Source organism: Candidatus Nanosalina sp. VS9-1 (assembly GCF_047555085.1).
GTDB lineage: Archaea > Nanohalarchaeota > Nanosalinia > Nanosalinales > Nanosalinaceae > Nanosalina.
In genome coordinates this window covers 559,219-584,702 of record NZ_CP180230.1, presented here as the reverse complement: position 1 = coordinate 584,702, position 25,484 = coordinate 559,219, and the positions used below count along the sequence as shown (strand labels likewise).

At 45.6% G+C, this 25,484-nt stretch carries 31 protein-coding genes and 2 tRNA genes; 17 read left to right on the top strand and 16 right to left on the bottom strand.

Annotated elements, in window-relative coordinates; translation table 11 throughout:
- Nucleotides 1–239 precede the first annotated feature (239 nt).
- On the top strand, nucleotides 240–449 hold the full coding sequence (locus ACK3SF_RS03455; protein ID WP_414837298.1) for a hypothetical protein: 210 nt from the start codon (nucleotides 240–242) through the stop codon (nucleotides 447–449).
- A 47-nt stretch (nucleotides 450–496) separates the two neighbouring features.
- Here ACK3SF_RS03455 and ACK3SF_RS03450 read toward each other — a convergent pair whose 3' ends face one another.
- Nucleotides 497–919 (bottom strand): hypothetical protein, encoded by a 423-nt coding sequence (locus ACK3SF_RS03450; protein WP_414837297.1) that lies wholly within the window; start codon nucleotides 917–919, stop codon nucleotides 497–499.
- A 200-nt stretch (nucleotides 920–1,119) separates the two neighbouring features.
- Between ACK3SF_RS03450 and ACK3SF_RS03445 the strand changes: the two genes are divergently transcribed.
- Entirely contained in the window at nucleotides 1,120–1,470 is a 351-nt protein-coding gene (locus tag ACK3SF_RS03445; RefSeq protein WP_414837296.1) for a hypothetical protein, read from the top strand.
- A gap of 74 nt (nucleotides 1,471–1,544) precedes the next feature.
- The gene (locus ACK3SF_RS03440; RefSeq protein WP_414837295.1) at nucleotides 1,545–2,090 is read left to right on the top strand and encodes a hypothetical protein; all 546 of its coding nucleotides are present in this window, start codon (nucleotides 1,545–1,547) and stop codon (nucleotides 2,088–2,090) included.
- A 10-nt stretch (nucleotides 2,091–2,100) separates the two neighbouring features.
- Here the strand turns inward: ACK3SF_RS03440 and ACK3SF_RS03435 are convergent, their stop codons facing one another.
- Nucleotides 2,101–2,499: a helix-turn-helix transcriptional regulator gene (locus ACK3SF_RS03435; RefSeq protein ID WP_414837294.1), complete on the bottom strand. Its 399-nt coding sequence runs from the start codon at nucleotides 2,497–2,499 to the stop codon at nucleotides 2,101–2,103.
- A gap of 78 nt (nucleotides 2,500–2,577) precedes the next feature.
- Here ACK3SF_RS03435 and ACK3SF_RS03430 point away from each other — a divergent pair, with 78 nt between their 5' ends.
- The 4 genes from ACK3SF_RS03430 to ACK3SF_RS03415 all read left to right on the top strand — a co-directional run bounded on the left by ACK3SF_RS03430 (nucleotide 2,578) and on the right by ACK3SF_RS03415 (nucleotide 6,657).
- Entirely contained in the window at nucleotides 2,578–3,141 is a 564-nt protein-coding gene (locus ACK3SF_RS03430; RefSeq protein ID WP_414837293.1) for a DUF305 domain-containing protein, read from the top strand.
- Between the two features lie 62 nt (nucleotides 3,142–3,203).
- Nucleotides 3,204–5,141 carry a copper-translocating P-type ATPase gene (locus tag ACK3SF_RS03425; RefSeq protein ID WP_414837292.1) on the top strand — a complete coding sequence of 646 codons (1,938 nt, stop codon included), beginning with the start codon at nucleotides 3,204–3,206 and terminating at the stop codon, nucleotides 5,139–5,141.
- A 27-nt stretch (nucleotides 5,142–5,168) separates the two neighbouring features.
- A complete protein-coding gene (locus tag ACK3SF_RS03420) occupies nucleotides 5,169–6,452 on the top strand; it encodes a hypothetical protein (RefSeq protein ID WP_414837291.1) in 1,284 nt (427 codons plus the stop codon).
- A gap of 7 nt (nucleotides 6,453–6,459) precedes the next feature.
- Nucleotides 6,460–6,657 carry a hypothetical protein gene (locus tag ACK3SF_RS03415; RefSeq protein ID WP_414837290.1) on the top strand — a complete coding sequence of 66 codons (198 nt, stop codon included), beginning with the start codon at nucleotides 6,460–6,462 and terminating at the stop codon, nucleotides 6,655–6,657.
- Between the two features lie 37 nt (nucleotides 6,658–6,694).
- Here the strand turns inward: ACK3SF_RS03415 and pepF are convergent, their stop codons facing one another.
- The gene (gene pepF, locus ACK3SF_RS03410; RefSeq protein ID WP_414837289.1) at nucleotides 6,695–8,470 is read right to left on the bottom strand and encodes an oligoendopeptidase F; all 1,776 of its coding nucleotides are present in this window, start codon (nucleotides 8,468–8,470) and stop codon (nucleotides 6,695–6,697) included.
- Nucleotides 8,471–8,578: 108 nt separating this feature from the next.
- Here pepF and ACK3SF_RS03405 point away from each other — a divergent pair, with 108 nt between their 5' ends.
- The gene (locus ACK3SF_RS03405; RefSeq protein ID WP_414837288.1) at nucleotides 8,579–9,373 is read left to right on the top strand and encodes an aldo/keto reductase; all 795 of its coding nucleotides are present in this window, start codon (nucleotides 8,579–8,581) and stop codon (nucleotides 9,371–9,373) included.
- 58 nt (nucleotides 9,374–9,431) lie between these two features.
- The gene (locus tag ACK3SF_RS03400; RefSeq protein WP_414837287.1) at nucleotides 9,432–9,926 is read left to right on the top strand and encodes a hypothetical protein; all 495 of its coding nucleotides are present in this window, start codon (nucleotides 9,432–9,434) and stop codon (nucleotides 9,924–9,926) included.
- A 19-nt stretch (nucleotides 9,927–9,945) separates the two neighbouring features.
- Here the strand turns inward: ACK3SF_RS03400 and ACK3SF_RS03395 are convergent, their stop codons facing one another.
- From ACK3SF_RS03395 to ACK3SF_RS03385, 3 genes are read right to left on the bottom strand one after another with little or no spacing between them, the layout of a single operon-like run.
- Nucleotides 9,946–10,374 carry a hypothetical protein gene (locus ACK3SF_RS03395; protein WP_414837286.1) on the bottom strand — a complete coding sequence of 143 codons (429 nt, stop codon included), beginning with the start codon at nucleotides 10,372–10,374 and terminating at the stop codon, nucleotides 9,946–9,948.
- Between the two features lie 32 nt (nucleotides 10,375–10,406).
- Nucleotides 10,407–10,877, bottom strand: a complete 471-nt coding sequence (locus ACK3SF_RS03390) for a hypothetical protein (RefSeq protein ID WP_414837285.1) — start codon at nucleotides 10,875–10,877, stop codon at nucleotides 10,407–10,409.
- A 44-nt stretch (nucleotides 10,878–10,921) separates the two neighbouring features.
- Nucleotides 10,922–12,316, bottom strand: a complete 1,395-nt coding sequence (locus tag ACK3SF_RS03385; RefSeq protein WP_414837284.1) for a PAS domain S-box protein — start codon at nucleotides 12,314–12,316, stop codon at nucleotides 10,922–10,924.
- A 258-nt stretch (nucleotides 12,317–12,574) separates the two neighbouring features.
- On the opposite strand from ACK3SF_RS03385, the gene ACK3SF_RS03380 reads away from it, so the two are divergent.
- Nucleotides 12,575–15,292, top strand: a complete 2,718-nt coding sequence (locus ACK3SF_RS03380; protein ID WP_414837283.1) for a cation-translocating P-type ATPase — start codon at nucleotides 12,575–12,577, stop codon at nucleotides 15,290–15,292.
- Between the two features lie 76 nt (nucleotides 15,293–15,368).
- Here ACK3SF_RS03380 and ACK3SF_RS03375 read toward each other — a convergent pair.
- Nucleotides 15,369–15,443: transfer RNA gene (locus ACK3SF_RS03375), tRNA-Glu, on the bottom strand.
- A 120-nt stretch (nucleotides 15,444–15,563) separates the two neighbouring features.
- On the opposite strand from ACK3SF_RS03375, the gene ACK3SF_RS03370 reads away from it, so the two are divergent.
- The 3 genes from ACK3SF_RS03370 to ACK3SF_RS03360 are packed head-to-tail and all read left to right on the top strand — an operon-like array spanning nucleotide 15,564 to nucleotide 16,828.
- Nucleotides 15,564–16,154: a hypothetical protein gene (locus tag ACK3SF_RS03370; RefSeq protein ID WP_414837282.1), complete on the top strand. Its 591-nt coding sequence runs from the start codon at nucleotides 15,564–15,566 to the stop codon at nucleotides 16,152–16,154.
- Between the two features lie 32 nt (nucleotides 16,155–16,186).
- Entirely contained in the window at nucleotides 16,187–16,549 is a 363-nt protein-coding gene (locus ACK3SF_RS03365) for a hypothetical protein (RefSeq protein ID WP_414837281.1), read from the top strand.
- Nucleotides 16,550–16,609: 60 nt separating this feature from the next.
- Nucleotides 16,610–16,828, top strand: coding sequence for a DUF378 domain-containing protein (locus tag ACK3SF_RS03360; protein WP_414837280.1), 219 nt, complete (start codon nucleotides 16,610–16,612; stop codon nucleotides 16,826–16,828).
- A 25-nt stretch (nucleotides 16,829–16,853) separates the two neighbouring features.
- Here ACK3SF_RS03360 and ACK3SF_RS03355 read toward each other — a convergent pair whose 3' ends face one another.
- On the bottom strand, nucleotides 16,854–17,066 hold the full coding sequence (locus tag ACK3SF_RS03355) for a hypothetical protein (protein ID WP_414837279.1): 213 nt from the start codon (nucleotides 17,064–17,066) through the stop codon (nucleotides 16,854–16,856).
- An 88-nt stretch (nucleotides 17,067–17,154) separates the two neighbouring features.
- Here ACK3SF_RS03355 and sod point away from each other — a divergent pair, with 88 nt between their 5' ends.
- A complete protein-coding gene (gene sod / locus ACK3SF_RS03350) occupies nucleotides 17,155–17,757 on the top strand; it encodes a superoxide dismutase (RefSeq protein ID WP_414837278.1) in 603 nt (200 codons plus the stop codon).
- 48 nt (nucleotides 17,758–17,805) lie between these two features.
- Here the strand turns inward: sod and ACK3SF_RS03345 are convergent, their stop codons facing one another.
- The 5 genes from ACK3SF_RS03345 to ACK3SF_RS03325 are packed head-to-tail and all read right to left on the bottom strand — an operon-like array spanning nucleotide 17,806 to nucleotide 22,243.
- Entirely contained in the window at nucleotides 17,806–19,011 is a 1,206-nt protein-coding gene (locus tag ACK3SF_RS03345) for an ABC transporter permease (RefSeq protein ID WP_414837277.1), read from the bottom strand.
- Nucleotides 19,011–20,210, bottom strand: coding sequence for an ABC transporter permease (locus tag ACK3SF_RS03340; RefSeq protein ID WP_414837276.1), 1,200 nt, complete (start codon nucleotides 20,208–20,210; stop codon nucleotides 19,011–19,013). Before ACK3SF_RS03340 ends, ACK3SF_RS03345 begins: the two co-directional genes overlap by 1 nt.
- A gap of 12 nt (nucleotides 20,211–20,222) precedes the next feature.
- Nucleotides 20,223–21,404, bottom strand: coding sequence for a COG1361 S-layer family protein (locus tag ACK3SF_RS03335; protein WP_414837275.1), 1,182 nt, complete (start codon nucleotides 21,402–21,404; stop codon nucleotides 20,223–20,225).
- A complete protein-coding gene (locus ACK3SF_RS03330; RefSeq protein WP_414837274.1) occupies nucleotides 21,397–22,140 on the bottom strand; it encodes an ABC transporter ATP-binding protein in 744 nt (247 codons plus the stop codon). Before ACK3SF_RS03330 ends, ACK3SF_RS03335 begins: the two co-directional genes overlap by 8 nt.
- Nucleotides 22,118–22,243: a hypothetical protein gene (locus ACK3SF_RS03325; protein WP_414837273.1), complete on the bottom strand. Its 126-nt coding sequence runs from the start codon at nucleotides 22,241–22,243 to the stop codon at nucleotides 22,118–22,120. Before ACK3SF_RS03325 ends, ACK3SF_RS03330 begins: the two co-directional genes overlap by 23 nt.
- Here ACK3SF_RS03325 and ACK3SF_RS03320 point away from each other — a divergent pair.
- A complete protein-coding gene (locus ACK3SF_RS03320; protein ID WP_414837272.1) occupies nucleotides 22,242–22,679 on the top strand; it encodes a hypothetical protein in 438 nt (145 codons plus the stop codon). The genes ACK3SF_RS03325 and ACK3SF_RS03320 overlap by 2 nt on opposite strands.
- Before the next feature lie 12 nt (nucleotides 22,680–22,691).
- On the opposite strand, the gene ACK3SF_RS03315 is transcribed toward ACK3SF_RS03320, so the two are convergent.
- From ACK3SF_RS03315 to ACK3SF_RS03305, 3 genes are all read right to left on the bottom strand, one after another.
- Complete coding sequence (locus ACK3SF_RS03315; protein ID WP_414837271.1) at nucleotides 22,692–23,345, bottom strand: DUF502 domain-containing protein; 654 nt, start codon at nucleotides 23,343–23,345, stop codon at nucleotides 22,692–22,694.
- A 55-nt stretch (nucleotides 23,346–23,400) separates the two neighbouring features.
- Nucleotides 23,401–23,733 (bottom strand): hypothetical protein, encoded by a 333-nt coding sequence (locus ACK3SF_RS03310; RefSeq protein ID WP_414837270.1) that lies wholly within the window; start codon nucleotides 23,731–23,733, stop codon nucleotides 23,401–23,403.
- An 84-nt stretch (nucleotides 23,734–23,817) separates the two neighbouring features.
- Nucleotides 23,818–23,900 (bottom strand) — tRNA-Leu (locus tag ACK3SF_RS03305).
- Between the two features lie 217 nt (nucleotides 23,901–24,117).
- Here ACK3SF_RS03305 and ACK3SF_RS03300 point away from each other — a divergent pair.
- Together ACK3SF_RS03300 and ACK3SF_RS03295 are read left to right on the top strand one after the other, a co-directional pair.
- The gene (locus ACK3SF_RS03300; protein WP_414837269.1) at nucleotides 24,118–24,714 is read left to right on the top strand and encodes an MBL fold metallo-hydrolase; all 597 of its coding nucleotides are present in this window, start codon (nucleotides 24,118–24,120) and stop codon (nucleotides 24,712–24,714) included.
- Nucleotides 24,715–24,781: 67 nt separating this feature from the next.
- On the top strand, nucleotides 24,782–25,471 hold the full coding sequence (locus ACK3SF_RS03295; protein WP_414837268.1) for an MBL fold metallo-hydrolase: 690 nt from the start codon (nucleotides 24,782–24,784) through the stop codon (nucleotides 25,469–25,471).
- The last annotated feature ends 13 nt before the right edge of the window (nucleotides 25,472–25,484 follow it).

Sequence of the window (25,484 nt, the reverse complement as noted above, 5' to 3'; positions counted from 1 at the left end):
TTCAAGGGTTCTAGAGGTAATAACTGTACTGCAGATGAACCCTGATAATCCAATAAGCGAGCTTATGGCGCGTTACGGCCTCTCCAGCAGGCATCCTGAAAGTGAGAAGCTGAGAGATGAAGGCCTGAAAACGTAGCCATCACCCTCGTTATTTTTCTATTTCTACAGAATCGAAATTCCGGGCCTTTTTTCGAAAAAGTTATGTTACTGCAGTACGAAAAGTTCCGTGAGGTGAAACTATGAGCGTAAAAGGAGCACTCGGCGATCTGGTGGAGAACGTCACAGCTGGAGTTGTAATGCTTGTATTCGCGATTCTGTCCTTCTTCGTGACAGTATTCGTGATCAGCACAGGAGCACAGCTGGCAGGATACACACCAGATGGCAACTTTGCAGTGCTTTCAGCCACAATTCTGGTGGCTTCAACAATTATAGCCGGCCTGATGAAGTAAACGGCCCAAAAACACATTTTCCTGTTCTTTTTTATTCTAGAATTACTCTAGACACAGAATTCTTCCTTTGCCTTCTCGTAGGCCTCTTTATAGTCATCTGGCCAGTTATTAGGATCTATAATAAATACTTCTTTGACGCTTGATCCGAAATCATCCAGTTTCTTCTTCCTGTCTCCTGGAGAACAGTCTGTCTCAACTTCTATCACTGTGTCGATACTTGCGTCGTATATGTCGGCCTCTCTTCCGTTGTCGAACTCTTTCTCCGTCACGTAGTAATGCCCGGCATCGTCAAGGGCTTTACAGATCATGGATTTGATGAATCCGTGCTTTACTCCGCCCTTGAACTTTACAGCTTTCACTTCTTTGTTGTGGAAGTCGAAATCTTTCTGCTTCATCCGAAACATACATTTCCTGTAATCAGTAGTTGTCTCTGTAAAAGTTTCTACCTCTGAATAGATTCGTCTTCCCATAGCTATTTCTTCCAGCATCAAGAATATAATCCTATCTGTAAAAAATCCAGGAAATTTTCTGGAAGAATTTTCTGGAGTTAAAACTCCTCAAACGATTTTTCAGGCCTTGAAACTGTTTTTCAGAGGCCTGTGTTGAGGCCTTTGCTGTTCCCGGTATGTTTTTTATCTACGGCTTTCGAACTGTTGTTATCGCAGTAGAGATGAGTTCGGCTGAAAAGGATTTGAGGAGAGAGATCGAGGACTTGAAGGATTTCAACGGGAGGAGCTTTGACTATCTTTCCAGAAATTTTTACTTGATGAAGTCTGCTTTGAGATACTTCTCTGAGAAAAAATCGGTGTCATTTACTTCTTCACGTGTAGCTGATAATTTCCCCATGACTGTTCCTGTAGCGGCCTCTTGTCTTAACGCTCTTCAGGAACTGGAGGTAGTCGATGTCAGGACGCAGTCTTCCTCTCCGGATAAGTATATGCCACAGACAGTGGATCTGGACAGGATGGAGGACATAGGCGATATCCTGCGTGAAAGCAGGGAGATAAGAGAGTTCAAGTAGAAAATTTCTAATCCTGTGGATAACGGTCTTTCTTGGAGCCAAATTTTTTGAAGCTAATAGTCTAAAATGACAAAGTGACAGAAGAATCGCAGATTCCTGACTACATCTGGATTGCAAATAACGGCGAAACCGATCCTATAGATCGTATATATGACGGGGAACTCAATGATGGAAATTTCTATACCCGAACTGCAGATTCAAAGTTCAGGCCTCTGGATACTATGCACGGCAATTATCTAACAGAGATTGAAGATCACTGGCCTAATACTAATGATGTGCTGGCGGTGAATCCTGCGGTTCTAATCCCTTATCTAGAAGAAGGTCAGGCAGCGAAGATTCCTACAGAGCTGGATGCCTGGGTTCGATCAGATAAAGAAGGTTTCTCCACCACTCTGAGATTCGATCCGGAGTTCCACGAGAATCCTATGGAATACGATGTGATACTCGGTTCAATCCCGGCTTCAAGTCCTCAAGCCACAGAAGTACAGCGAGAGTACCGCGAACGGCTTAAAGGCCAAACTGTAAGAATAACACCTGTGAAAAATGAGTCTGATGCAGTATTTCAGCAGATCGCGTCCTTAGATGATGTAGAAAGGGCGCTGGAGGAGACAGCGACCTAGCTATAAGCCTCTACTTGGATCTAGCGCAGTGCTCACAGCAGTAAACTTTTCCATCTTCTTCGTATCCTCCTTCGTAAATCTTGCAGCTGCAGTGGCTGCATTCCTCGATCCGGTCCTCTATCGCAGCGTACATTATCTCGCTGAATGAATCCAGCTGCTGTTCAATAATTTCCTCACCGTGAGATGTCAGACCGTAGATTTTCTTCCCCCTATCACCCTTCTCCACTACTTCAATTATCTCCTTATCCAGCAACTTCTCAATGAAAGGATAGATGTGAGAAGTCGTAGGCCTCTCCCCGGTAATATCTTCAATATCACTGATAATGCCATAGCCGTGTCTAGGCCCTGACTTCAGAAGCAGAAGTGTGTATACTCTGTTAACATTTGACAGGTCGATTTCTCGTGCCACAGTTCTAGAAGTTTCTGTGAACTCATAAATTGGTTTGCCTGAAAAAGACTAAAAAAGACCTATCATATAATGATACGTATGGTTTCAATCGAAAACCTTGATTTTAGGAAGGCCTCTATCGCACTACTAGGCTTGCTGTTTTTGGCAGGAGTGCTTATTCAGGCCGGAAGTGAAGAAAGAGGGCAAAGCGGATTCAATCGGAACGATGTGATGTTCATGAATATGATGATCATCCATCACGACCAGGCGATTGATATGGCAGAACTTGCTGAGAACAGGACTGATAACGAGAATATACTGGAACTTGCGAAAAATATTTCACAGGCTCAGACACAGGAAAACAGACAGATGACGGAATGGCTGAATCAGCTAGGCTATGAAAGGCCTGTCAGAGGACACAGAATGGCTGGTATGGCTTCCCGAGAAGAGATGGAGAAGCTGAGGGATATCAACGGGACAGAGTTCAACGAGTTGTTCGCAGCACTAATGATAGAGCACCATGAAGGCGGTATTGCGATGTCTCAAAACTTTTACAGATCAGGAGAGAACACAGAGCTTAGAAAGATGCAGCTTCAGATGATTGAAGCACAGCAAAAAGAGATCAGGAGGATGCGAGAATGGCAGGAGGAAGATCAACTATGACTCAGCTACGCCACAAAATAAACAATGATAAAGAAAAGACAGTTAATATGGAGGCCTAGAACATGAGCCACAAACACCACGAGATGATGTTCAGGAAAAAATTCTTCGTATCCACGCTACTTTCTATACCTGTACTTTACTTTTCGACTTTTATCTCAGGCCTCTTCAACTATACACCGATCGAATTTTATGGCAGCAACCTGACAGTACCGGTTTTCTCCGTAATAATTTTCGCATACGGAGGCCTTCCATTCCTGAAAATGGGCAAGGATGAGTTAGAGGACAGAAAGCCGGGTATGATGGCCTTAATCTCGCTGGCAATAATAGTGGCCTTCACATACAGCATGGCCTCGCTTTTCCTCAATACTACCTCCAGCTTTTTCTGGGAACTGGTAACACTGATCGACATCATGCTACTCGGCCACTGGATAGAGATGAGATCTGTACGTCAGGCCTCTTCCGCGCTGGACGAACTCAAGAAACTTGTACCGAATACAGCGGAGAAAGTAGTCGACGGAGACGAGACAGAAGAAGTAAAGGTCTCCGAACTTGAAGAAGGCGACATAGTTCTGGTAAGGCCTGGCAGCTCGATTCCTGCGGACGGAGAAGTAGTTGAAGGCGATTCATCTATCGATGAATCAATGATTACAGGAGAATCAGAGCCTGTAAGCAAGTCAGAAGGAGATGAAGTGATTGGAGGAACTGTCAACAAGGAAGGAGCTCTCAGAGTAAAGATTACAGCGACAGGCGAAGATACAGCTCTCTCAGGTATAATGAAGCTGGTCGACGAGGCCCAGGAGGACAAGACGGAGACACAGCTGCTCGCAGATAAGGCCGCAGGATGGCTTTTCTACATCGCACTGGGATCAGCATTTGTTACAGGCCTCGCATGGACCCTTGCAACAGGCCTCGGAATAACCACGCTGGAAAGAGTAGTCACAGTTCTTGTTATCGCGTGTCCTCACGCGCTTGGCCTTGCAATACCTCTTGTAGTATCGATAAGTACAGCTATGAGCGCCAGCAACGGAGTGGTTGTCAGGCAGAGAACAGCTCTTGAACAGGCCCGACAGATAGATACGGTAGCACTGGACAAGACAGGCACGCTAACAGAGGGAGAGCAGAAAGTTGAGAGAACCGATATCAGCGACGAAGACTTCGCAAAACTGGCCTCAATCGAGAAAAACTCGGAACACGTTATAGGACAGGCCATTGTAGAGGAAGCAGAGGACAGAGGCCTTGAACTTCACGAGACAGACAGCTTTGAAGCAATCAAAGGTAAAGGAGTCAAGGCAGATATCGATGGAGAGACATTCCATGCAGGAGGCCCTAAAATGCTGGAAGAGCTTGGCGTAGAGAACAGCTTTGAGGAATTTGCGGAGGAAGAAGGTGATAAAGGCCGTACCGTTGTATACCTGATCAAGGACGAGGTAATCGGCGCTGTATCCCTGGGGGATCATATCAGAGAGGAAAGCTATGAGGCCATTGAAGAGCTGCATGAGAAAGGAGTTGAAGTTGCCATGATTACCGGAGACTCGGAGGACGTGGCCTCTGCAGTAGCTGAAGAACTGGGAATCGACAACTGGTTTGCAGAAGTGCTACCAGATGAGAAAGACGATAAAGTCAGAGAACTCCAGGAAGACGGAGAAGTCATGATGGTTGGAGACGGAGTGAACGATGCAGTTGCATTGACAAGAGCAGATATAGGTGTTGCAATCGGCAGTGGTACAGATGTAGCTGTTGAATCAGCCGACATTGTACTGGTTAACGACAGCCCGATGGGTATCGTGAAGGTCATGAACATCAGCGAATTGACCTACTCCAAGATGGTGCAGAACCTTTTCTGGGCCACAGGCTACAACGCGTTTGCAATCCCTCTGGCCGCTGGAGTTGCAGCACCGATTGGATTGACACTTCAGCCAGCAGTTGGTGCGCTTGTGATGTCGTTATCCACTGTAATAGTGGCTTTCAACGCCCAGTTGATGAAGAGGAAGGATATCTGATATTAGGTGACCTGTTTAAATCTGGGAGTGCAAAAATTATCCAGAGATGTCATGGGCCTGATCGACAAGCTGGAAAATATTTTTTCCAAGGAGGAAGAAGAACTAGAAGTAGATTTAGACGAAGCAGAGAAAACTTTCAGGAGAAGAAGGCAACAGGAAATCGAGAAAGCTCGTGAAAGATCAGATCAGCTAGTTTCAAGGACAGATGATCTTCTTCAGGAGCTTGATGAAAGCCTGGATGAACTAACGGATTATGAGGACGCGGCAGATATACAGGCCGTTGAAGATGTAGCACAAAACTTCTATGAATCACGCAAGAAGCTCATAGACAACTTTGAGGCCTCTGAAGAGTTAGAAGAACATTTTGAAGATCTCGATGATTTTGTGGAAGAGTTAAACGATGTATCACGCAAAGAAGGTGCTGTGATGAAGAGAGTGGAGCAGAGTTCTGGAGTGCTCTCAGAAAAATTCAGTGCTGTCGTTGAGCACAGGGATGAGATGTCAGATTTTATCAAAGAAGAGTATCAGGCGATAAAACAGCTTGAACAGATTGAAAAGGCCCTATCAAGAATAGAAAGATTCTCTGAAGATATAGATAAAACTGAAGAGAAAATTGAGTCAGTTAAAAATGAAATAGAAGATGTAGAAGAGAATTTAGATGATAGGAAAGATGAGCTGGAGGAGCTGGAGAGTACAGAGGCCTGGGATAGGAAGGAGGATCTTGAGGACAGCATAAATTATCTCGAGTCCAGGAGGGACGATGTTCGGAAGTCTATCTCCCGTCGAGCTTCAAATCTTGATAGAGGCCTGAAAAAGCTTATCTACAGTGTAGAGAACTCTGGTACGGATTTCGACGGCGATCTTGGTGTTCTGAAGAGGATACGTGATAAAGAATTTGATTCTGTAGAGAATCCTTCCTCTGAACTGGAGAAGGCCTGTGAAAAGATCCGTGAAGAGGACTTGCTTGATGATAGACAGCTGGAAAAATTTGAAGATGCTGTTGAGAACTTTGAAGGCTTTGATGCCGATAAAAATGAGATAAGAGAGTACGAAGATGAGATAGAGGCGAAGAAAGATGAGCTTGATGAAATGGATATAACTGATAAGCGTGAAAGTCTTGTGAAGAAGATTGAAGGCCTTGAAAGAGATCTTGAGGACAAGCAGGAGCGTCTTCATGGCCTGGAGGAAAAGTTAGAGGATCTGGAGGAGGACAGACTGGAGGAGCTGCGTACACTGGAGATATTCATGGAGAAGACTCTCGGTGTTGATGTAACTCTGAAGGCCTGGTTTGAAAAATCCACGGAGGCCTGATTAGTTCATGGGTTTTCTGGATAGTCTTTCAAAGAAGCAGAGAAAAGTTCTCGGGGCGACAGGTATTGCGGCTATCGCTGCCTCATGGATCCTGGTGATTTTTGCCCCGGCGTTCGGATATTCAAGTATAGATGTAGGCTTCAAGCTCACAGTGTTCTACTGCTTTGTCTGGGTACTGATCAAAGTCTACAGAAGATATGGATAAAAAATAGGGGAGAAAAAATCCCTCATACTTCAGGCCGCTATTCGAACATTTCCTCTCCTTTCTCTATGTGTTCCCTGTAATGTTCTATAGCTTTCTCTACTGCTTCAGGATCCTCCATGTCTACACCTGCAACTTTCAGGGCCTCCAGTGGATACTTGGATGATCCTGTCTTCAGGAATTCGATGTAGTCTTCAGGCCCTTCATCTTTGATCTTTTCTACAAGCGTCTCTGCAGCAGAGATACCTGTAGCGTACTGGTAGACGTAGAAGTTGTAGTAGAAATGCGGGATACGCATCCACTCCCTCTCGATACGCTCATCCACATCTGCAGGCCTGTAGTAATCCTCCTTCAGGCCTCCATACATCTCATTCAGTTTCTTCGAGGTCAGTGCTTCGCCATCCTCAACTTCCTCATGCACACGTTGTTCGAAGTCTGCGAACATCGTCTGTCTGAACAGCGTGTTCCTGAAATTTTCCAGGTAATGGCTCAAAGCATGTTTCCTGACTTCTTCAGGCGCATTCTCCATCAGGTATCTCGTCAACAAGGCCTCGTTAACTGTCGATGCGACTTCTGCGACGAAGATCTTGTAGCCGCCGTATACGTACGGCTGATTGCCTGTGGAGAAGTATGAATGCATGGAGTGGCCGAGTTCATGGGCAAGTGTATACATAGAGTTGACATCGTCCTGGTAATTGAGGAGGATGTACGGCATCGAATCATATGTTCCACCGGAGTAAGCTCCTGAACGCTTTCCACGATTCTCGTAGACATCAACCCATCCGCTTTCAAGACCTTCACGCATCGCCTCCTGATACTTCTCGCCCAGCGGCTCGACAGCCTTTAACACGTACTCCTTCGCTTCCTCGAAATCTATCTCCGGCTCATCTGAAGTAGCGACCGGCATGTAGACATCTTCCATTCCTAACTGATCGACGTCAAGCACAGACTCCTTCAACTCGAGATGTCTGTGTAAAGCATCGAGATTGGCCTCTACAGAATCCACAAGATTATCGTACACATCTACAGGAATATTTGAACTGAACAGAGAGGCCTCTCGCGCCGAATCATAGTCACGTATATCCGCCATCTTGACGTTACGCTTCACGTTCTTCTGGAAAGTGGAAGTTACAGTATTCCTCACTGTATCGATCTCGTCGTAGAACTTTTCGTATACTTCCTTTCTGAATTCTCTATCGCTGTTCTTCAGGAACTTTGTGAAGTTGCTCTGAGTGATCTCGACTTTTTCGCCTTCAGGCGTCTGGACTTCAGGGAACGTCATATCAGCGTTCATCAGCATCTTGTACGCATCGTCCGGTGCATCCAGGACATCACCCAGAGAGGAAACAAGCTTTTCCTCGCTTTTAGACAGTGTGTGAGGCCTGAAACGCAGAACATCATCGAAGTAATGCCTGTAGACTTCCAGATCTTCCTCTTCCTCGATCAATTCCTGTATACGTTCCTCTCCAGCGTCCTGGATCTCCGGCTCGATAAAGCTTGTAGCAGAAGAAAACTCGGATGAGAGTGTAGAGGCCTTGGATTTAAGCGCCTGATACTCCTGATTCCGTGTATCCTGATCGTAACGCATCTGAGCGTACGAAGCCAGATTCTTGATCTTCCGCTTGACTTTTTCACGCAGCTTCAGGACTTCAAGTAAAGTTTCGCCGGGCTCAGTAACTTTTCCTTTATACTCATCAAATTTTTCGATTTCCTCAGAGGCCTGTTCGAAAGTTTCGCTCCATTCCTCATCGCTTGAAAACATTTCCTCAAGATTCCATTTGTAACTGTCTTCTATTTCCTCTCTTTCCTGTACCATAGATAGGAATTAGAGGCCTACAGATAAAAAATTCAATCCGGTTACTCCAGAGAAATGTGAAGGTTTGTAAACTTTCCAGAATTCTTTCAAGCACGAAAGTGATAACTTATGACTGATATACCGAAGCTAGGCCTTGGAACCTGGCAGAACACAGATCCTGAAGAATGCGCAAAATCCGTGGAAACAGCTCTCAACATGGGCTACAGGCATATAGATACTGCTCAGGCATACGAAAATGAGGAAGACGTCGGAAAAGGCCTCGAAGACGCGGATGTCGATAGAGAGGATTACTTCCTGGCCTCGAAGGTCTGGATCGATCAACTGGCTCCGGAAAACGTGAAGGCCTCTACAAAAGAATCTGTAGAGAAGCTTGGAGTCGACTACGTTGACCTGATGTATGTTCACTGGCCTGCCGGAGACTACAGTCCGCAGGAAACTCTGAAGGCCTTCAAGGAGCTTGTTCACAGTGGAGAAATCAGGAACATCGGTGTCAGCAACTTCACTCCGGAACAGCTGGATAAAGCGATGGAGATAGCTCCGAAGCACATCATCGCGAATCAGGTCGAGATGCATCCGTTGCTTCAGCAGGAGGAACTTCTGGAAAAGTGCCGTGAACACGATGTAACTCTTGTAGCGTACAGTCCTCTGGCACGTGGAGAGGTATTTGACGTTCCAGAGATTCAGGAAGTCGCAGAAAAGCATGATGTCTCAGAGGCGCAGGTAAGTCTTGCCTGGCTGATGCAGAAAGATGGAGTAGTAGCTATTCCTAAAGCCAGTAGTGAGGAACACATTAGAGATAACTACGAGGCCCTTGATCTCGAGCTTGACGACGAAGACGTTCAGAAGATCGATTCTATAGACAGAGAGGAACGCATGGTCGATCCAGGCTTTGCTCCCTGGTAAATTCCTCTGTAACTTTTTCTTCTCCTTTTTTATTTACTGAGTGCGAAATCTTCTCCAGATGAAGGCCGCCATCTTCGATATCGATGACACTCTTGTAGGATCTGACGACGACGATGATGACTTCATCGAATCTGCACGCAATCTCCTGGAGAACATGCAGGAGAAGGACGATACTTTAACAGTCCTCCTGACTGCACGAGCAGAAGAGGTGCGAGACGAGACAGTCAAGAAGCTGGAGGCCTCTGACATCGATTTCGATAGACTTTACATGAGGCCTGAAGACAGCTTCGGCATCCCGGATGAAAAATTCAAGAAAGATATACTGGAAAAGTTACGGGATGAAGGCCTGGAGATAAGTTTCGCGGTCGATGACAAAAATTTCGTGGCGGAGATGTGGCGGAGAAACAATGTTACCTGTCTAGAGATGCCGGAGAAAAAATATCTGAGGAATCGTTTCTACAGAAAGATCAGAGGAATATATCCAAGGCTTCCAGGGCCTCTGCAAAATGTTTTCAGAAGATACTATCGTTACCGGTACAGGAAAAAACTGTGAATAGCTTCCGATAGAAGTTCTACTTCAGGGCCTCTACACGGTATATCTCCATCCAGCCGTCGTCTTCTATTTCCGGGCTGTCCTGATATCTGTAAGTTATACGGTACACGTTTTCCGGATAGTCGACGAGTACGTTGTTCTGGTGGATTTCTCCGTCGCTTTCGGTGTCAAACGTCTGGTCTGCTGAGCCATCCCGGTTTTTGTCCATGTAGAATGTAGAGTTCGTTCCGTCCTCCACCATGAAGTCGACGGAGTGGTTGAAGAACTCCACTGTCTCGACTGAGTTCGAGCTGTTTATCTCGGCGTCGATACTGATAGTTTCTGTACCGTTCTGGAAATTTTCTCCGGCAATGAATCCTGTTAGGGCCGCTGCCAGGAATATAACGAGTATGTAGATGTACTTCTCTTTTTCCAGTTCTGGATTGAGCTTCTGGAGTTTCTGTTTCATGGAGACAGTAGAGAGATTCATTCTTTAAAAATTCACTCTGTCCAGGGCCAGTTTCCTCTGTCTATAAGCGGCTTCAGTTCCTGCATGTAGGCATCTGCCTGCTCGTCGTTGAACCAGCCGTACATCTCGTTCTCTAACTCATCCAGAGAACTGTTGCTGTATACTCTTTCATCTTCTCCGTCAAAAAACACGAGATCGTATCCTGACACGCCTATTTTCCTGCCTGCATAGTTATCATCCAGAACAATGCCTGTCCTGTCGACCTGTCCAAGCTCGAATCTCTGTCCTCCTGTCAGAAACTCCTGCATATGTAGCACTCCGTCGACAATCACGTCAAGGCCTGTGTTTCTGATATCTTTCCAGGCCTCTTCTGCCATAGAGGCATCCGGGATAAGTGCATAATTGTCGTCTTGATGGAGTTCAAAATCATCTTCCTGAGCGCTCTTCTTCAGTGCTCCGTCGTACCAGCCTTTCAGGCCTTGATTTCCGGATTCAATTTTCAATAAAAATTTTCCTCCTCCCAGAAATTTCTTGGGCGTCTAGTTTTTTATTCGGCCTGCTGAAGCCTCATGCTGAATCTGGCGCCACCTTCTTCAGACTCCTCAACTTCGATACCGTTGCCGTATTCTTCTGCTATCTCCTTGACGAGCCATGTGCCGATACCTGTACCATCGGAATCGTCGCCTTTTGCACCTTTCTCGAAACTGAAGCCATCCGGCACGCCATCACCGTCATCAGATACGAAAATCTCTATATTTTCTTCAGAGGCCTCTGCGCCGATTCTCACGTTCTCCACGTTTTCAGGATGGACTACTGCGTTCTCCACGAGATTGGATAGTGCCTGTCCAAGTAGAGGCCCTGCTACTACATTGTAGGAGTCTCCTACATCTGATCTGATTCTTACATTATTTCTGTCTGCCTGTGTCTTGTTCTGTTCAAGTGCCTCATTAACTACGTCTCTGAGGCCTATCTCCTTTTCAGCACCGTCTTTATCGTTTAGAAGGCCTCTGATTCCGTGCATGATGTCTGTATTCTGATTTACATTTCTCTGTATCTTATTGACGTACTCCTGCTGTCTATCATCTAGTTCTGTCTCCTGAAGCATGGTGAGGTTTCCTGCGATGACTTGCTGGTTGTTGGCGATGTCGTGTCGGAGCATCGTGTTCAGGACTTCACGCCTGTGCTTATTCTCTTTCTTATCTGTAATATCTGTATTTATGGCGATAAGGTACTGTAAATCTCCAGAGTTATCAGTAATCGGAGATATAGTCTGATCCACCCAGAAATGTTCTCCCTCACTATCTTCGTTTAGTATCTCTCCATGCCACACTTCTCCGGCTTCTATAGTTGTCCACATCTGCTCATAGAACTCGTCTTCGTGTTCGCCAGAACTGAGTATCGAGGGGTTCTCGCCTATAACCTCGGATTCATCATAACCTGTTATATCTTCAAAGGCCGGATTGACGTAAACTATTCTGCCTTCAGGATCTGTAACCTGTATTGCATGTCCTGCATTCTCTGCACCTTCTTTAAAGACGTTCACTTCATCCTCGGCTTTTTTACTTACAGCTGCATTTTCAACACGATTTGCAAGCACTTCAAACGTTTCAGCTCCTCCTTTAGTGACGTAGTCCTCTGCTCCTGACTTCAAGGCCTGAACAGCCAGCTCTTCTGATCCTTCTCCTGTGTACAGGATGAAGGGAAGATCGTAGTTTTCATTTACTTCCTCAAGAAGCTCCATGCCGTCCATTCCTGGCATAGAGTAGTCGGATACAACAGTATGTATATTCTCGGATTCAAGTACTTCAAGAGCGGCCTCTCCCGATGTAACATATTCTGCAGTAACGTAGTCAGACTTCTCATCAATGATCATCGAGGCAGTCTCCGCAGAGGCCTGATCATCGTCGACTACTAATGCATAGATCTCATCTGTAAAAGCCATATTTGATTTTTCACCACGGCCAGAGGCCTAGTAGAGAAAAGTTCCACAAAATTTAAATATATGTTGTTACTTGCGTCAAGTAACAGATTGGTTACCTGTGTAGGCCTTCCCTCATTCTCATTGAACGAATCACAAATACCTGAAATTTCTTTTCAAGGCCTGTAATCGCTCGAAAAAATTGGCAGGCCCGATCTGCGGCATATGGCTTTCCTTTAGGATTTACTTTTTAATTTGACTATAGCATATTACAGTTATTGAATGGGATGGAATGTACTAAGTGAAGAAGAGGTTTTTTCCCGTCTAGAATCCGGTGAAGAAGGTTTAACTTCTGATCAGGCTGAAAAGAAGCTTGAGGAGCAGGGAGAAAACAGGATAGAGGGACAAAAGTCCGATTCTGCACTGAAAATTTTATTCAGCCAGTTTAACGATAATCTGATATATCTGCTGATGGCAGCAGGTTTACTTTCTCTTTCCATAGGTTTATTGCCGGATCATACGCCTGAGTACCGTGAAGCAGCGATAATATTTCTGATACTTTTCGCTAATGCACTTTTCGGGTTCAGACAGGATTACAAGGCAGAGAAATCGATTCAGGCTCTTAAAGAGATGGCGACGCCGGAGTCTACAGTGATGAGGGACGGTAAAAAGATGGAGGTTGATTCCACACAGGTCGTTCCAGGTGATATTGTCTATCTTGAGCAGGGTGATGCTGTTCCTGCTGACGCACGACTTCTGGAGAGTGAATCGCTTGCAACTGATGAATCAGCGCTTACGGGCGAGAGCCGGAATGTGTCAAAAAGTCCTGGCGTCACTGATGAAGAAGCTGCAGTAGCCGAACAGTCAAACATGGTTTTCATGAACACGCACGTGGTGAAAGGCCGTGGAAAGGCCATAGTCACGGATACAGGCATGAATACCGAGGTAGGGGATATAGCGGAGGAGCTTGAGGAAGCAGATAGTGGCCAGACACCGTTCCAGGAGGAAGTAGATGTTCTAGGAAAGAAGATAGGATATCTTGTTGTCGGCATAGTCACTTTAACAGCACTTATACAGGCGACTATGACAGGTGCAGGCCCATTAACAGTTATCATACTGGCTATAGGCCTCTCTGTTGCGGCTATACCTGAATCGCTTCCTGCTATAGTTACTTTAACTCTGGCCCTGGGCTCCCGAAAGTTGATAGATAAAAATGCTCTCGTAAGGCGTCTTCCAGTAGTTGAGGCACTTGGCTCAGTTAACTACATTGTAACCGATAAGACAGGAACTCTGACTGAGGGCGTAATGACAGTGGAAAAAGTCCATTTCCAGGGAGAAGACTACAGTGTTACAGGCACAGGCGAATCAACGCAAGGCCTTTTCAAAAAAGACGGAGAAAAGATAGATTCGGAGTATCTCAGGCCTGTACTTGAATGTGGAGTCTACTGCAACAATGCAGAGAAAAGAGACGATGGATTCAGTGGAGAACCAACTGAAAAGGCCTTGTTGATTTCAGGCCTCAAGGCAGGCATAGAGAACGATAAAGAACGTGTCAGAAGTATACCTTTCTCATCTGACAGGAAAAGGATGACCGTAGTTACTGACGATTCCCAGGCCTATATGAAGGGAGCGCCTGAAGTAGTCCTGGACAGGTGTGACAGGATCCTGCTTGAGGGCGAGGAGAAAAAGCTTACTGAGGAGAAGAAAGAGGAGATACTTGAAAAGAATCATGAGTACGCAGGAGAGGCCTTGAGAGTTCTTGGATTCGCAAGAAAAGATCTGGATGATGACGAGGCCTCTGAAGAAGATATAGAAAGTGGCATGGTATTTCTGGGCCTTCAGGGAATCATAGATCCGGCACGTGAAGAAGTAGAGGATGCAGTTAATGACTGCAGGAATGCAGGTATCGGCGTGATCATGGCGACTGGAGATAATATCGAGACTGCGAAGGCTATAGGGAAGGAGCTTGGATTTGATCCTGAAGGAGCTATCACCGGCCAGGAGATAGAGAAGATGAGTGATGAAGAGCTTGGTGAGGCCGTTAAGGAGACAGAGATATTTGCAAGAGTCTCTCCAGAACATAAGGTCAGAATCTCTCAGGCCCTTCAGGATCACGGATACAACGTGGCTATGACAGGTGACGGAGTGAACGATGCGCCTGCGCTGAAAAACTCGGATGTCGGAGTAGCCATGGGACAGAGAGGAACAGACGTCGCCAAGAAAAGCAGCGACATGGTACTACAGGACGACAACTTCGTAACTATAAGAGATGCTATCTCGGAAGGACGAGCAGTCTTCGACAATATAAGAAAAGTCACGAATCAGTTGCTCTCGACTAACTCAGGGGAAGTGATGTTCATATTCCTGGGGACTCTGATAGCAGGCCTCTTCTTCAGCGGCCCAGAGCAGGCCTTTGCAGCTTCTGAGGCCTCTGTGCTTACAGCAGTGATGATACTGTGGGTGAACTTCGCTAGCGATGGTCCTCCAGCTATTGCACTGGGAGAGGATCCAAAGGTAGAAGGTATCATGGAGAGAGATCCACGTGATCCTGATGAATCGATTATAGACAGGAAGATACTGGCTATGATAGCGTTTACAGGCCCTCTTGCAGCAGCTACTATGCTTCCATTGTTTTTCCTTCAGGAGCAGTTGTTTGGAGTAATTCTGAAGCAGAACTTTGCAACAGCACAGACAATGCTCTTCATGGCACTGGCTTTCTTCGAGATAATCATGTTCCAGGTCATTCGAAGAGACTACGGATTAAAGCTCCGTGACAACAAATGGCTGATCTCTATGATAGGCCTGGCATCTCTAAGCCATTTGATAGTAGTATACACACCAGTCTCAGAATTCTTCGGTGTAGTACCTCTAGGCCTCACTGAATGGGGATACATTGCAGCAGCACTTACAGTATTCACAGCTATAGAGGTAACTTTCAGAAGAAAGCTGTCAAGAAAATACGGAGACAGGATGAATGAATTCGATGAATTCAGCGGATGAAATAACTTTCTACAGTATCAGTCCGTTCTGTCTCTGATTTTTTACGTGAGAAACAGTAGAAATACTCGAAAATATTTGCGGTTGCCGGGATTTGAACCCGGGTCGTTGGCTCGAGAAGCCAACATGATTGGCCGGACTACACCACAACCGCGCTGTAAATAGATTCATGGAATGAAAGCTTTTTGAATAAAAGGCCTCGAATGAATTCGAAGGCCTCTCCTTCCCGGGTTCATTTCTTAAATATGGTGCGAGAACTTTCCTGTAGGGAAGGATGCGACAGTTTCCGCAACAGGATTCACAGGGTATCGAAGCTCTTCTTGAACCGGGTGAGGCGGAGCCACGTCTTAGTGATTTTCTTCAAGGTCTGGAAGATTTTTCTGAAGGCTTTGTGGTGCCTCCTTTACAGGATAAAAGATGTGCGCTGTGTACTATAACTGATTACCCGTATAATCAGGGGGAAATAGTTTTCCAGAAGAATAATGACTTCTACATCGTTGAAACGGCAGATATGAAGGGGCATGAGCGCAGGAACATGCTTGTCCTGAATGATCACAGTTATTTTCCGGGAGATGAAGAGTTCGCAGAGTATGCTGCTCAAGGCCTCCGTTCGCTTGTGGATTATACTCACGATGATGGGCCTGTAGTTGCTTACGCCGGAAATACTACTTTTCATCATCCTCATATCGTTGCAAGTGATACTGTTCCCGATGATGTTGAAGAGGCCAAGTTAGGCGAGGTCAGCAATTACATAGTCTTTGATGATCCTGAGGATCTTTCTGATCCGATGCATGAAGAGTACGGGAATGTTATTGGAGAGGCCTTTCTGAAGCGTTTCTATGATTCTGCTGTTCAGGGCCTGTAACGTTTAAGAAATTCAGTTTCTCTGCTTTATTCATGGATCTTGAGAAGTTTATACCGAATGATTATGGACAGCTTGAAAACTCTGATCTAGCTCTCTCCGAGGGACGTATCGCACGACTTCTAAGGGAGAAAATGGATGATGAACAGACTCTTGATGGAGACGTTCCACACGTTATCAACACTGTTCTTTCAGGCCTTCTAGATGAGATCATCGAAGGTACTCTAGATGAGGCCGAGATGATGGCGAAGGTAAAGGAGTCGCATCTGAGAGTTGCGTTGAGAGACGTCGAGATCAAGGAAGAGTACAATGCCCGTACAGAGGCCTTTATTGAGGAGCTTAGAAGCATCTCTGACGAGATGGAGAGGACTGCAGAGCGTCTTGAAGACGAAAAGTAGGTTTCCTCTTCGTTACCTTTTAATGGGTTGAAGACTAAAACTTAGGTGCTTATGGAAGATATGAATCAAATTGAACTCGCTTCCTACGTGCTAGTCGTTATTGGAGCACTTAACTGGGGTCTAGATGGTCTAGGAACATTCACAGAGATGAACTTGAATGTCGTAGATCTTCTGGCAAGTGTAGTGGGAGTCGAGGTCCTGGCACCTGCAGTATACCTTCTAGTTGGTCTTGCAGGACTGTACCAGGTCTACTTCGGTTATCAAACGTATCAGGAATAATTAGACCAGTAAGGAAAAATCGGTCTTATTCCTCTTCTTCTTTTTTCTCCTTTTCTGAGGTCTCATCTTCCATATCAGGGAACTCAAAATCTCCTGCAGCCATATTCTGCATCTCGTCCATATGCTTCTCGAGGTCGCTCATCTGTGAGTACATGCTGTACTGGATGTAAAGTATCATGGCTCCAAGCCCTAGAAGAAATCCAACGATGAAAGTTACAGTAGGTATCAGGATATTCATAGTACCGGATGTGTTTCAGGTTTTGAAAACGTTACCGGAAGGAATAAATTAGTCGTACCTAATCTAGGAAACGGTGAAAAATTAAAACATGACAGACAGAAGTCTTGTAGAACTACCTTACGAATACGACGCTCTCGAACCCGCTATCTCCGAGCAGGTCCTTGAATGGCATCACGACGTACACCATCAGGGATACGTCAACGGATGGAACAACGCTGAACAGGGCCTTGAGGAACAGAGAGAAAACGGTGATTACTCTTCTACCGGAAGCCTGCTGAACTCGTTTACACATAATTTCTGTGGAAACGTACTGCATGAGCTTTTCTGGGAGAACATGTCTCCGAACGGTGGAGGCAAGCCTTCCGGCGATTTAATGGAGAAGATCGAGGAGGATTTCGGAAGTTACGAGGCCTGGAAGAAGGAGTTCAAGGCAGCTGCTTCAAGCGCCTCCGGATGGGCGCTACTGGTCTACATCCCACGCGAAGACGAGCTACACAACGTCGCAGTCGATAAGCACGACGATGGAGCGGTATGGGGAGCACACCCTGTCCTTGCCCTGGATGTATGGGAGCACTCGTACTATCACGACTACGGACCAAAGCGCGGAGACTTCATCGACAGCTTCTTCGACGTCGTCAACTGGGACAACGTCGAGGAAAACTACTCCGAACTTACAGAAACTTTCAACTAGAGCTCACTTGGAGGCCTTTTTCCAGGCCTCTAACTTATTTCTCTTTTTCTATTCATATCTCAATGCCTCTGCCGGCTCCAGATTAGCTGCTTTCCTGGCCGGAAGGAATCCGGAGATCATCCCCAGCAGGAACGCAAATCCAAGAGAAAATACAACGAGTTCTGCGGAAATATATGGATTTATCGGCAGCTGAGCTAGTTCTGTGGCGGCCATGGCTGCAACTGTTGAGAGACCTAATCCTGCCAGTAAGCCTATCAGGCCTCCTATCATTCCTATTATACCGGATTCTATCAGGAAGATTGTGAGTATCTGTTTTCTTGTGGCTCCTATAGCTTTCATAACTCCGATCTCACGTGTTCTCTCAGTCACGGAAGTATACATTGTATTCATGATTCCTACAGCACCCACAAGAAGAGATATGGATGCTATGCCGATCACAACGCCACGCACCAGCCCCAGTATGCTGTTGAATGATTCAAGCAGATCTTCCTGTGTGGAAACTGAAAAATCCTGATTGTCCTCATCCACATCTCTTGAATCTCTCAAGGCCTCTTCTACGTCCTCCTTCACTTCATCCGGTTCGAATCCTGGCTGCATTCTTGCAAAAATCCAGTCATATGTTTCATCATTTATATCCAGTAGTTCACGTGATCTTTCCAGAGGCAGCAGTACTGATCCGTCTATTGAAGGATCTCCTGTCGGCTTCATGACGCCAACAACTCGTACTTCCTCGTCCTCTATCTCCAGCTGCCTTCTCAGGCCTATCTCTTCCTCAAACTTTGAAGCTGATGTACTGCTCCCTATAACAACACTGGAAGTGTCGGTAGGGCGTATACTTCTACCTGACTCTATCTCCATAGCCCATGAAGTCTCCACTATCTCACGTGTCTCATCAGTAGGAATACCCAGAAGTATTCCAAAGGCCTGTTCATCCTGATAACTCATCCTCACTGTCCGGAAAAGAGCTCCTCCAGCAGCATCAACTCCCTGAACATTTCTCACCGCCTCAAGATCCTGCTGCATAAGCTTCCTGTCTGATGCAGAACTCTGGGTGCTCTGCCCTGCACTTATGAAAAGTTTATCTGCTCCAATGCTCTGGAACTCGTTCTCTACTGATGTCTGGAGGCCCTGACTCAGAGATACAAGAGCCACCACTGCAGCGATACCTATGAAAACACCTATAACTGTAAGAATACTTCGACGACCTCTGTAACGAATATTCCTGTATGAAAGCTTGAAAAATTCCTCTATCATCAGTAACTCAACGCCTCCGCAGGCTTAAGCCTGGCAGCCTTCCTTGCAGGTAAAACACCGGAAATCATTCCAACTACAAACGCAAAAAACACTGATCCGATCAGGAGCTCGGAGCTTACCGATGCGGAGAAAGCAAGGCCCATACTGCGGGACACGTATTCCGCAGCCAGACTACTCAGCCCTACCCCAAGAATCGCTCCTATAAGGCCTCCTACAGCACCGATGATACCGGATTCTATCATAAATATCAGCATTATCTGTTTTCTGGTAGCTCCGATCGCCTTCATGACTCCTATTTCACGTGTCCTCTGCACTACCGACGTGTACATCGTATTCATAATCCCTACAGCTCCTACGAGAAGAGAGATGCCTCCTATGCCAACAAGTACTCCTCTGATTATAGCCAGTTGATTATTGAATGATCTTATGATGTCTTCGGCAGTTCTAGTAGAGAAATCTTCCTCTCCTTCATCCAAGTTGCGTGACTGCCTTAGATTTCTCCTGATTCTATCCTCAAGATCAGAAGGCTCCACTCCATCCTGAGCCTCCGCCACTATAGAATCGTATCCTTCAGATCTGTTAAGAAGCTTCCTGGCCTGATCAATATTCATGTAGAGGCCTCCTCCTGTACTCAGTCCTCTGGAAACTATGCCTACCACACGGAATTTTTCGTTTTCGATCTCTATCCTGCTCCCTACGCCAAGTTCCTCCTCGAATGTATCCTGAGCAGTATTTTCCTCCAGAACAATGTTTGTGGTATCGGCAGGCCTCATAAATCGACCTTCTTCGACGTTTAAAGCATCAACCTCCTGTATAAGCTCTTCATTTCCTTCCAGAGGCCCGCTTCGGATAGTCATGTACTCTTTTTCTCCCTGATAATCTGCTATTACAGATCCTGTTATGACGCTGGCTGCTTTTTCTACGCCTCTAGTATTGCGGATCACAGAGAGATCTTCTTCAGAAAGAGTGTCTGCTGTACCTGTAAAACGCTGGAACGATCCTCCTCCAGGAGAGATGAACACTTTATTTCCTCCGATATCCTGCACTTCCTGCTGAACAGAATTTTCAAGGCCCTGTCCTATAGATATAAGTGATACTATCGCAAGAATGCCGATCATAGTTCCCAGGATAGTCAGCCAGCTTCTTCTCTTCCTGTGACGTATATTCCGGACTGCAAGTTTCAGGAAATCTAGGAACATCTTCTCAGGCCTTTAAGATCGCTTTTTCCTCCAGTAGTAGACTCCTCCGCCGATTAATACGATAACAATGATCAGAGGTAGCGGGCTTCCGCTGCTGGCTAATCCATAGCTCTGAAGCTGACTCTGTGTGTATACAGGGATCTCAACGCTCTGCGTAAGTGATTCTTCGCCTGCTGCATCACTGTAAGAAATCTGTACAGGAGCTGAGATATTTTCTGCTTCCGATGATACATGTATCTGGAAGTCTGCTGTTTGATAGTCGTCAGCATCCATGCTTCCCAGATAAACCGAGTTAGGAGAAAGCACTTCAAACTCTTCTGAGTCCTCGATATTCAGCTCCACGAAGTCTGCTGATCCACGGCCCTGATTAACAAGTCTGATAGTAACCGTGCCTGTTGAACCTGGTGTAAGCTCGGATTCTACACCGTTGAGGCCTGCCTTTAGATCAGGCTGCCCTCCTATTACAGCTCCGACAGTGGTCTCTCTTGTGAACTCTGTGCCGGCCTCGTTTTCATACGTCATAGATACAGGTATCTTGTGAACGCTGTTTTCAGCAGATTCATCGATGTTGAGCTCAAATGAGGCCTCTGTACTGGAATCGGATTCAAGTTTAGTTACTGCCTGTGAAGTTGTGCCTGATGTCGCTATCGGGACGTTTGAAAGATCCAGTTTCACTTCAATATTCTTTATCTGGCCGTCAGCAAGATTGTTTATCGAAAAAGTCATTTCTTCGTCTGAACCTGGTGCGACTGTTGCCGGGAACTCTACATCTGAGATTGTGAGAAGATCGTTATCGCTTCTGACCTCAACAGGCACACTGTGTGTAACTGAGATACCGGAGCTGGAAGTAGTCCTGAACTCTATTTCGTTAACTCCCTGAACAGCATTCTCATCTACACGCGTCTGGAGATGTACAAGATACTCTTCCCCTGGAACCAGCGTTCCAACATCCCAGCTTTTCCTGTCCCCACGATCGACGGAAAAAGGATAGTTCTCCGTGAACTCCAGTTCAACATCCTCTGCCTCGGTGTCACCGTCATTAGTCACTTCAAGCCAGATATCAGCATATTCAGATGTCTGGAGCGGAACAGGCTCCATATTAACTTTATCAACATCAAGATTTACTGAAGTTTGAGCTGTCGCAAACCCTGTCAATAAGACCAGGGCAATCAAAACAAAATTTTTCCTATTCATCTTTATCCTCCTCAGTTTCTTCTTTATCGCCTTTATGTTTAAGTTCTTCCTGAGAACTTTCTTCAGCTTCAGGATTTGTAACGCCATCAACTATCTCTATAACACGATCAGCATACTCAGCATCGTTAGGATCATGAGTAACCATTATAATCGTCTTCCCCTGATCATTCAACTCCGTAAGAAGCTTCATGATTGACTCACCTGTCTCTGTATCAAGATTACCTGTAGGCTCATCAGCAAGTATTATTTCAGGATCATTAGCCAGTGATCTTGCGATAGAAACTCTCTGACGCTGACCTCCGGAAAGCTCGGAAGGCCTGAAATCTTTTCTGTCGCCGAGACCTACTCTTTCAAGAAGATCAGAGGCCCGTGCCACACGCTTCTTCTTGGGAGTACCTCTGAATATCATGGGGAGAGCCACGTTCTGCATAGCATTCATCGAGTTCAGAAGATTAAATTCCTGGAAAACAAATCCAACTTTCTTGCTTCTCAACAGTGCAAGCTCATCTTCGGAAAGGCCTGAAATCTCCTCTTCATCTATAGAAACAGATCCGCTGGTAGGAGTATCGAGAGCGCCTATCATATTCATCAAAGTGGATTTTCCCGAGCCGGAAGGCCCCATAACTGCCACGAACTCACCTTCCTCTATCTCAACATCTGATCCTCGCAACGCGTTAACAGTTGTCTCACCGAGCTGATACGTCTTCTCGACTTCATCCAGATTTATCAGGCCCATACTCTTCATTCCTTACTTCGTACAGCTTCAAGATAAAACTTGTCTCCAGAGGCCTCTCGATTTCGAAAACATTATAACATATCCCGGAGATACCGTTTATCATGAATCCGTCAAGACGGCTTAGAGAAAACGTGAAATCCGAGTCAGAGGCCTATGGATATACTTTATCGGTCTGGGGGTCAGGAGCTCTTCTGCTTCAGACTTTTGACTTAATGGCTTTGGATGTTTTATTCTTCGTCCTTGGAGGAGTTATAGGATTCAGCATGCTTGCTGCACTGGCGTTCAGAGATATTTTATCACGTGTAAGTTCTACGCCGGATACAGACATGGTTATAGGTTCAATGATACATATACTGGCCTCGCTGGGAACTGTATTCATAAGCTACCTGATGATAACTGGCCTGGAAGGTATAGAGCTGAGCTATCTCGCTCTCTTGATAGGTGCCAACACAACTTTCACGTACAATATCCTTCTGCTTATCGAGAGCTACGTGTCTGATGATCTATACAGGCTTGAAAGAGAAAAGGCTTCAGAATGATAAATTTTCTGTCTAGAGCTCTTTGATCCGTCCTCTAACGCTTTCAGGTATCTCTTTTTCCTCGAATGAGATTCCTGTAGTTAGAAGAAGCTTGAGGCCTTTCCTGACGCTCATATCAAGTTCAACGAAGTCTTCCTCCGAGATCATGATTAGACTGCCCATTGTAGGATTAGGGCTGAAAGGTATGAAGACTGAGACAGCATCCTCGGCAACCTCGTCCTCAATCTGGCTTGGTGCATCAGCCGTGACAAGGCCAAGTGTGTAGATACCGTCTTTCGGATACTCAAGCAGAACAATCTTCTTGAACCTGCTTTCAGTACCACGCATAGACTCGGAAATATGAGTAATTGTAACGTAGATAGAACCAAGCAGAGGAATATCGCTGATTACACGGCGGATAAACACTCTGAACCTGGAGCGTGGCGTCTTATTCGAGATAAAACCAAGACCTGCCAGCAAAATTACAACTATAAATGCAGCGATAGAACGTGCAAGCAACTCAAAATTCCCTGTAAACTGTATAAGGCCTGTAGCCTGAACAACAGGATCAATCAAGAATGAAGCCCATTCAACGACAAATCCAACTATAACAAGTGTCAGGATAAAAGGCAGAGCCATTACAAGGCCTGAAATGAAACTTTTCTTGAACTCAGCAAAAAATCCCATTTTACAAGTACTATTGTAAGGCCTGCATTAAAAAATCAATTTGATATTCGAAGTTTCAGGACTTGATCTTTCTGTCCAGCTTCCATCCATTGAGAGCTTCCTCAGGATCCATCTCAGCCCTGTAATACTCGTTGAAAAGCTCAATCGCTTTACAGGCCTCATCCATGCCAAATCCTTCGACAGGCCTCCTAGAAGCGAACTCTATAACATCTTTAAGATCAGAAACGTTCTCTATATCCGATACATGCTTGTTCCCGTGTTTGAACACTAGCTCCACATCACTGTCAACTTTCTGACTGTCCTGCGCCGTCAAACGAAGATTTCTATCATTCCCGTGGTTATCCCACTTACCGAAAATCACAAATTTTGAATCCATAATACTGTTCAAGGCCTATGAAATAACTAGCAACTCTTAAAACGTCTGAAAAAGTTTTTCCACCGATTTAACTTGAGAAATTATTCCAGAAGGAAATGCAGGGGACAGGATTCGAACCTGCGAACGGCTAACCGACAGGATCCTAAGTCCTGCGCCTTTGACCACTTGGCTACCCCCGCATACCGTATTATGCTGGATGAAGGCTTGGGTTGGCAAGAAACTCTTGGCTACCCCCGCGTCAGATAACGCGACTAGGCCTTGTAACAAGATTTGAGGTGGCTAATTTTTATTAAGTATAGCCTCCGGATTTTTTCTCTTCAGATTTTTTACAGGTAATAGATTTAAGTATACGGCTTACAGGCCTTTCACAGGGAGGTTAAAGGGTGTCAACTACTTTTGTTTGAACACAATGGATTTGAAGTGTTCTGGGATGGCGGTGCATCGCTGCGTGTACGGGACAGAGAGTTCACTGTAGCGGTGGATCCAGGTCCGCAGTCGCCGCGTTTCGAGGCCGGTATAGTTCTGATTACTGCCGAGGAATGCTTTGACTTTGAGGCCCTGAAAAATGTATGCGGACGTGGAACATGTGTTGTACTCCCGAACTCTTTGAACGGTAAAGAAATCCCGTGTCAGGACGTTGAATTCGTTGAAGCCGGCGAGACTCTTGATATCTTCAGTGTGGAGATCGAGACCTTGGAGAGCGGTGAAGGCCTTTCCTACCGCTTCGATATGCAGGGAACCTCTTTCTACGCTACAGGGAACTCCGGTTTCCGTGAAGATGTTATAGAACTGGAGAATCGTGTCGATCTAGCATTTTTGCAGGCCTCTACAGAAGTTGATATTGAGGATGTTGTAAGGACTGCTGTAAGGATTAAGCCGGATATAGTTGTCCCGTATCTTTTCGGCGGAGGATTCGGGGAAGGCCTCAACAGGGACAACTTGAAGGCAGATCTCGAGGACAGGAATATTGCATGCAGATTTATCGGGGATTAGAGGCCTCGAAAAGTTTTTCCGTTAACTTGATATGATTGTCTTGACATGTTCTAGATGGTGTTATATTATGAGCGAGTTATTTGATTCTGTGGAGGCTACCTGGTACGGTCATGCATCGGTAAAACTTGAGGATTCCGACGGGTTCACGGTGTACGTTGATCCCTGGAGTGAAGTCATGGGTGATATGTCCGAAGAAGATAAGGCTGATGTAATAATTTCAACTCACAGCCATTTTGATCACTTCAACAAGAAAGCTATACAGGCCCTGAAAAAACGAGGTACAGTGGTGATATGCACTGAAGATTCTGAAGACGAAGTGCCCGAAGATCTCGAGGCAAAAGTTCTCAGGCCCGGAACAACTGTAAAAGCCAAGGATCACAGATTCAGGGGCGTAGAAGCCTACAACATGGAAGAATACAGGGAAGCAGATGAAATCTTCCATCCACAAGGCCTCTGTACAGGAGTAATATTTGATCTTGACGGCGTAACATTTTACCATGCCTCTGATACAGATCCTGTGCCGGAAATGGAGGATTTAGCGGAAGAAAACGTTGATGTAGCATTTATGCCTGTTGGAGGACATTACACGATGAATCAGGATGAAGCAGTTACTGCTGTAAAACTTTCAAGGCCTGGAAAAGTTGTTCCGATCCATTATGGATATATAGACGAGACGACAGCTGATACAAACAGGTTCAAGGACGATGTAGAATCTCAAACTGATGCAAAAGTAGTCGTCATGTCATCAGAACGCTGAAATAGAAATAATA